This window comes from Clostridium tarantellae (genome assembly GCF_009295725.1).
GTDB lineage: Bacteria > Bacillota > Clostridia > Clostridiales > Clostridiaceae > Sarcina > Sarcina tarantellae.
The window spans coordinates 1-6,034 of record NZ_WHJC01000202.1 but is presented as its reverse complement, the minus strand read 5'-3'; the positions used below and the strand labels follow the sequence as shown (position 1 = coordinate 6,034).

Here is a 6,034-nt window from a genome sequence, read left to right as displayed (position 1 = left end):
GTATGATATTTGATATAAAAAATTCAGAAAAATATTCTACTATAGAAATAGAAAATATATTTATAAAAAGCAATGAAAAGAACTATATTATAAATTTAAATGATATATTAAAATGTGATGAATGTAGAAAAAAATTAATAAATTTTTTTGAAGATGAAAATATAAAAAAGAATTGTCATAATGTGAAAAATGCTATAACTGCTTTAAGAAAAATAGGAATAAATTTCAAAGGAATTTTGTTTGATACAGAAATTGCTGCATATCTTTTAGATTCATCTAAGGGAGATTATAATATAATAACTTTGATAAATGAATATTTAAATGAATATCCAAAAGCAACAGAGGAAAATAAATTTAAGATTGCTATTTTGTATATAGATAAGTTAAAAGATATATTAAAAGAAAAAATTAAAGATGAGAACATGGAAGAATTAATGTATAAAATAGAATTACCTTTAACAACAGTATTGTCATCTATGGAAGCTTTAGGATTTAAAGTTAATAAAGATATGCTAGAAGAATTAGCAATTAAATTTAAAAACAATATTGATAAAACGCAAAAAGAGATTTTCATTTTAGCGGATGAGGAGTTTAATATAAATTCTCCAAAGCAATTAGGTAAAATTTTATTTGAAAAATTAGATTTACCTGTGATTAAAAAGACAAAAACTGGATATTCAACTAATGCAGAAGTTTTAGAGAAGTTAATGAATAAACATGAAATTATAGAAAAAATAATTTATTATAGACAATTAACTAAGATATATTCAACTTATGTAGAAGGTCTAAAAGCAGTAATTGATAAAGATGGGTGTATACATTCATCTTTTAATCAGACTGTTACTACTACAGGAAGATTATCTTCAACAGAACCTAATCTTCAAAATATTCCTGTAAAATATGATATGGGGAGAGAAATTAGAAAAGTATTTATTCCAAGAAAAAATGGTGATATGCTAATATCAGCAGATTATTCTCAAATAGAATTAAGAGTTTTAGCTTATATAGCTGATGATAAAAATATGATAGATGCATTTAAGCATCATTCAGATATACACACTAAAACAGCTTCAGAAGTGTTTAAGGTATCTTTAGATGATGTAACTTCTTTAATGAGAAGTAGAGCTAAAGCAGTTAATTTTGGTATTGTATATGGAATAAGCGATTTTAGTTTATCTCAAGATTTAAAAATAACTAAAAAAGAAGCTAAGGAATATATGGATATTTATTTTGAAAGATATCCTAAAATAAAAGAATATATAAGTAGTGTTATAGATGAGGCTAAAACTAAAGGATTTGTATCTACTATGTTTAATAGAAGAAGATTTATACCTGAAATAAATTCATCTAATAAAATAGTAAAGGCATTAGGAGAAAGATTAGCTATGAATGCTCCAATACAAGGAAGTGCAGCAGATATAATAAAGCTTTCTATGGTTAATGTTTATAGTAAGTTAAAAGAAAAAGGGTTGAAAAGTAAAATAATTCTTCAAGTGCATGATGAATTAATTTTAAATGTTATAAAAGAGGAATTAGAAGAGGTAAAGCAATTATTAAAAGAAGAAATGGAAAATGTAGTAAATATAAACGTTCCTTTAGAGGTGCATATTAATATTGGATCAACTTGGTACGATACTAAATAAAGGAGGGGTATATATGATTAAAATAGGACTTACTGGAGGAATCTGCTCTGGCAAAAGTACCATATCATTAATGCTTAAAGAAGCAGGATTTAAAATAATAGATGCTGATATTATAGCAAAAGAGGTATTAGCTAAATATCCTGAAATACTTTTAAAAGTAAGAGCTGAGTTTGGAGATAATTTTTTTGATTGGAGAGGTGAATTTAGAAGAAGAGAATTTGGAAATCATATATTTAGATTTCCACGAGAGCGTAAAAAATACGAAGAAATAATTATACCTTATATTAAAAAAGATATTATTTCAAATTTTGAAGAATTGGAAAAAGAAGGAGAAGTTTTAGTTGTTTTAGATGGAGCTACTCTAATTGAAAATAATTTTCATGAAAAAATGGATATGATTGTATTAGTTTGGGTTGATGAAAATTCTCAAATTCAAAGAATTAAATTTAGAGATAAATTAACACAAAATGAAGCTATAAATAGAATAAATGCTCAATTAAGTTTAGATAAAAAAAAGGAATATGCAAATTTTATTATAGATAATAGTGGAAATATAATGAAGACAAAAGAACAAATTTTAGATTTAATAGATTTATTGAATTTATATAAATAGAGGTTAGATTATGAAGTTTTTTGCTAGGGTAATAATTATTATTATGGCTATATACATGATTTTATATGGTGCTACTATTACATTAAAAGAGGTTGTGTTTCCTATAAATTATGAATTATATGTGAAAAAATATAGTAAGCAATATAATTTAGATCCATTATTTGTTTTATCTGTTATTAAAGCAGAAAGTAATTTTAATGCAAATGCACAATCAAGAAAAGATGCTATGGGACTTATGCAAATAACTAAATCTACTGGAAGTTGGATTGCAGAAAATCAGGGAATAATTGATTTTGATACAAAGTTATTGTTAGAGCCAGAAGTTAGCATAAAATTTGGTACATGGTATTTAAATAATCTTTATGAGCAGTTTGGAGACTGGGATTTAGTAATAGCAGCATATAATGCTGGTAGAGGTAATGTAGAAAAATGGTTGAAGGATAAGACATATTCTAAAGATGGAGAAAATTTAAATTATATACCATTTAAAGAAACTGATAAATATGTAAAAAAAGTAAATACTTATTATAATGTATATAAGTATTTATATAAAAATAACAAATTGTTTTAGGGGAGTACTAAGCTACATGAAGAAAAAATTTATAATAGCTTTGTCTTTTATAGTAATATTAATTTTAATATTTGGAGTATTAAATATATTTCCTTACTTTAAAAAATTAAATTTGCCTATAATTTGGGAAATTAAGAAGAAAAACTATTCTGAAAAATTAGTTTATGATTTTATTAATAAATCTTTAATGAGAAAAAATGAAGGAATATATACTAATTATTTGAAATTTAAATCAGAGGGTGATATTACTAAAGGACATTCCATTCTTTCAGAATCAGAAGGATTAATTATGTTGTATGCAGTTAATAGTGGTGATAAAAAGTTGTTTGAGGATCATTATAGAATTATAAAAAATAATATGAAATTAGATAATGGTTTAATAAGTTGGAGAATAGAAGACGGAGTAAAATCAGATGTATCAGCAACTATAGATGAACTACGTATAGCAAAATCACTTATATTTGCTTATGATAGATGGGGAGATTTTAAATATAAGGTTTCTGCTATAAATATTTCAAAAGCGTTATTGAAAAATGCTGTTTATAATAATAATTTAATAGATTATGTTAGTCCAGAAGGAAAAAGTTTTAATATAACTCTATGTTATTTAGATTTATATACAATGAAGATATTATCATCAATAAATGGTGATTGGAATAAAATATATAATAATTCGATGAAAATTCTTAATGAAGGTATAATATCAGATAATGTACCACTATATAAAAAGACATATTCATTTAAGAAAAATGAATATGATAAAGAAGAGAATATAGATTTATTATTATCATTAATTGTTATTTTAAATAGAATTGAATGCGGGCAAGAACAAAATAAAGCTATAAAATGGATTGAAGATAAATTTTATTATTATGGTTATTTAGTGAGTGCTTATGATAAAAAAACTGGTGAAGAAGCATCAAAAATTGAATCACCTTCAATATATGCTTTAACAGCTTTAATAGCAAAGGCAACTGAAAATCAAAAATTATTTGAAAAATCAATTAAGAGATTGGAACAGTATCAAATTAAAGATAAAAGTAGTGAACTATATGGTTCTTTTGGTAATAAAGATACATTAGATGTATATTCTTTTGATAATTTAAATGCCTTATTAGCTTTCCAAAAAAAGTAAAGTAATGTGGCTTTTAATAAGTTTGTATGATATAATATCTATATGGATATTATATGCAGGTGTGGTGGAATGGCAGACACGCTATCTTGAGGGGGTAGTGGATTTTATTCGTATGGGTTCAAGTCCCATTACCTGCACCAAGGACTTCTATTTTATTAAATAGAAGTCTTTTGCTTTTATTTAGAAAATTATAATTATTAAAAATCTGTGAGTAAATTTTATTAAAGAATAAAGATAGCCTGACAAGCAGATTTTTTATAGAAAAATAGTTTCAGTCATAACATAAATATTGAAGGAATATAATAATGTAAAACAATATATAAGGAAATAATATGAGTAAAAATTTTGATTATAGTGCAAATTTATCTTCAGCTTTAGAAAAAAAGCTTAGAAATGCAAAATATTTAGGAGAAGGACATAATGGAATTGTATTTATTTTAGATAATAAAAAAGTTATAAAGTTTTTTAAAAAGGTAGAAGTGTGGAAAGATGAAAGTTACATACTAAAGAAATCCAGAAAATCTAGATTTTTTCCAAAAATATATGAATATAATTTAGGATATATAGTAAGAGAATTTGTGGGTGGAGTGAGGCTAGATAAATATTTAGAAAAGCAACAAATTAATGAAAAATTAAGTGAAGAATTATATTACATGATATTGAATTTTGAAAAATTAGGATTTTCAAGGTTAGATTTAAGATGTAAAGATATTTTTGTTCAATCTAATTTATCTGTTAAAATAATTGATCCTAAAAAAAATTTTGAAAAGTATGTTCCTTATCCAAGACAATTAATGAAAGGAATTTATAAAAGAGATAGCTTAGAATTATTTCTTGGATATATAAAAAAAAGAGATTTTAGAAGATTTACTTATTGGAAATATAAGATAGAAAATTATATAAAATTTGATATAAAATAATTTTTGTGGAATTTTATTTTTATTTTAAAAAATATTGTGTAAGAAAAATTTAAAATGATAAAAATGAAATATTACAAGAAAGTGTAATTAATGATATTATATATTAGTTATTGAAAAGAATAAAAAACTAATATATAATAACTTTAAAATGGGGGATTATGTAATCTCCTATTTTAATTTATTTTAGGAAAAGTAGGTTAGTCTATGAAGAGAGATACTATAGTTAAAAATTATATTTTAAGTGGTGATAAAGCTCATGATGAAGGAAAATTAATTAAAGCTTTAAATTATTATTTAAAAGCAGATGAGTTATTAGAAGACGAAAAAGATATAGATTTAATTATAAATATAGCTTTAATTTGGGATGAATTAGGAGAAAGTAAAAAAGCTAAAGAAAAATATGAAGAAGTATTAAATATAAATAAGTATGAAGTAAGAGCTTATTATGGATTAGCCGTTATATATGACGAACTAGAAGAATATAAAAAAGCTATAGAATACTATAAAAAGGCAATAGAAATTAATCCTGTATATGATAGGGCTATATTTTTTTTAGCTAATGCTTTAGATATATTAGGGAAAAAAAAAGAAGCTAGTTATTATTATAAAAAAGTTATAGAAATTTGTCCAAATGATTTTTGGGCTTATATAAATTTAGGATCCATATACGAAGAGGTAAATAATGTAAATAGATCTTATAGAATGTTTTCAAAAGCTTTAGAATTAGAACCTAATCATTACATGGCATTATTTAATATGGGAGTAATACTTAATAAATTAAATATAAAAGATAAAGCTAAAATTTATTATGAAAAAGCTATTAAAGCTAATGTAGGGTATGCATATACTTTTTTAAATTTAGCTGTAATATATAAAAAAGAAGGAAATTTAGATAAAGCTAAAAATATACTTTCATTAGGAATAAAATATAATCCACAAAATCATTTTTTATATTATAATAGAAGTTGTTTTAATTCAAGACTAGGGTGTTTAAATGAAGCTGTAGACGATTTGATTCAAGCTGTAACTTTTTATCCTAATTTTATTGAATATTTGAAAGATGATTCAGATCTTATGCTTGTAAGAGAGACAGAAAAATTTAAGAATTTTTTGAAAAATTTAAGGGGTATTAATCAATAAAAGGATTAATAT

At 23.4% G+C, this 6,034-nt stretch carries 6 protein-coding genes and 1 tRNA gene; all 7 read left to right on the top strand.

All coding sequences use genetic code 11. The annotated features are described in order from the left end of the window. On the top strand, positions 1–1,643 hold a 1,643-nt coding region (gene polA / locus GBZ86_RS11420; RefSeq protein WP_152890778.1), incomplete at its 5' end, for a DNA polymerase I. Positions 1,644–1,656: 13 nt separating this feature from the next. Then, positions 1,657–2,256: a dephospho-CoA kinase gene (coaE, locus tag GBZ86_RS11415; protein ID WP_152890776.1), complete on the top strand. Its 600-nt coding sequence runs from the start codon at positions 1,657–1,659 to the stop codon at positions 2,254–2,256. A 10-nt stretch (positions 2,257–2,266) separates the two neighbouring features. Further along, positions 2,267–2,827, top strand: a complete 561-nt coding sequence (locus GBZ86_RS11410; RefSeq protein ID WP_152890774.1) for a lytic transglycosylase domain-containing protein — start codon at positions 2,267–2,269, stop codon at positions 2,825–2,827. A gap of 16 nt (positions 2,828–2,843) precedes the next feature. Further along, a complete protein-coding gene (locus tag GBZ86_RS11405; RefSeq protein ID WP_152890772.1) occupies positions 2,844–3,962 on the top strand; it encodes a glycosyl hydrolase family 8 in 1,119 nt (372 codons plus the stop codon). A 55-nt stretch (positions 3,963–4,017) separates the two neighbouring features. Next, positions 4,018–4,102: transfer RNA gene (locus GBZ86_RS11400), tRNA-Leu, on the top strand. 192 nt (positions 4,103–4,294) lie between these two features. Next, the gene (locus GBZ86_RS11395) at positions 4,295–4,882 is read left to right on the top strand and encodes a hypothetical protein (RefSeq protein ID WP_152890770.1); all 588 of its coding nucleotides are present in this window, start codon (positions 4,295–4,297) and stop codon (positions 4,880–4,882) included. A gap of 204 nt (positions 4,883–5,086) precedes the next feature. Further along, positions 5,087–6,022, top strand: coding sequence for a tetratricopeptide repeat protein (locus tag GBZ86_RS11390; protein ID WP_152890768.1), 936 nt, complete (start codon positions 5,087–5,089; stop codon positions 6,020–6,022). The last annotated feature ends 12 nt before the right edge of the window (positions 6,023–6,034 follow it).

Excerpts from the sequence above, each read along its gene's own strand:
- GBZ86_RS11410 (WP_152890774.1), top strand. The coding sequence starts at position 2,267 with ATGAAGTTTTTTGCTAGGGTAATAATTATTATTATGGCTATATACATG.
- GBZ86_RS11405 (WP_152890772.1), top strand. The coding sequence starts at position 2,844 with ATGAAGAAAAAATTTATAATAGCTTTGTCTTTTATAGTAATATTAATT.
- GBZ86_RS11395 (WP_152890770.1), top strand. The coding sequence starts at position 4,295 with ATGAGTAAAAATTTTGATTATAGTGCAAATTTATCTTCAGCTTTAGAA.
- GBZ86_RS11390 (WP_152890768.1), top strand. The coding sequence starts at position 5,087 with ATGAAGAGAGATACTATAGTTAAAAATTATATTTTAAGTGGTGATAAA.
- coaE (WP_152890776.1), top strand. The coding sequence starts at position 1,657 with ATGATTAAAATAGGACTTACTGGAGGAATCTGCTCTGGCAAAAGTACC.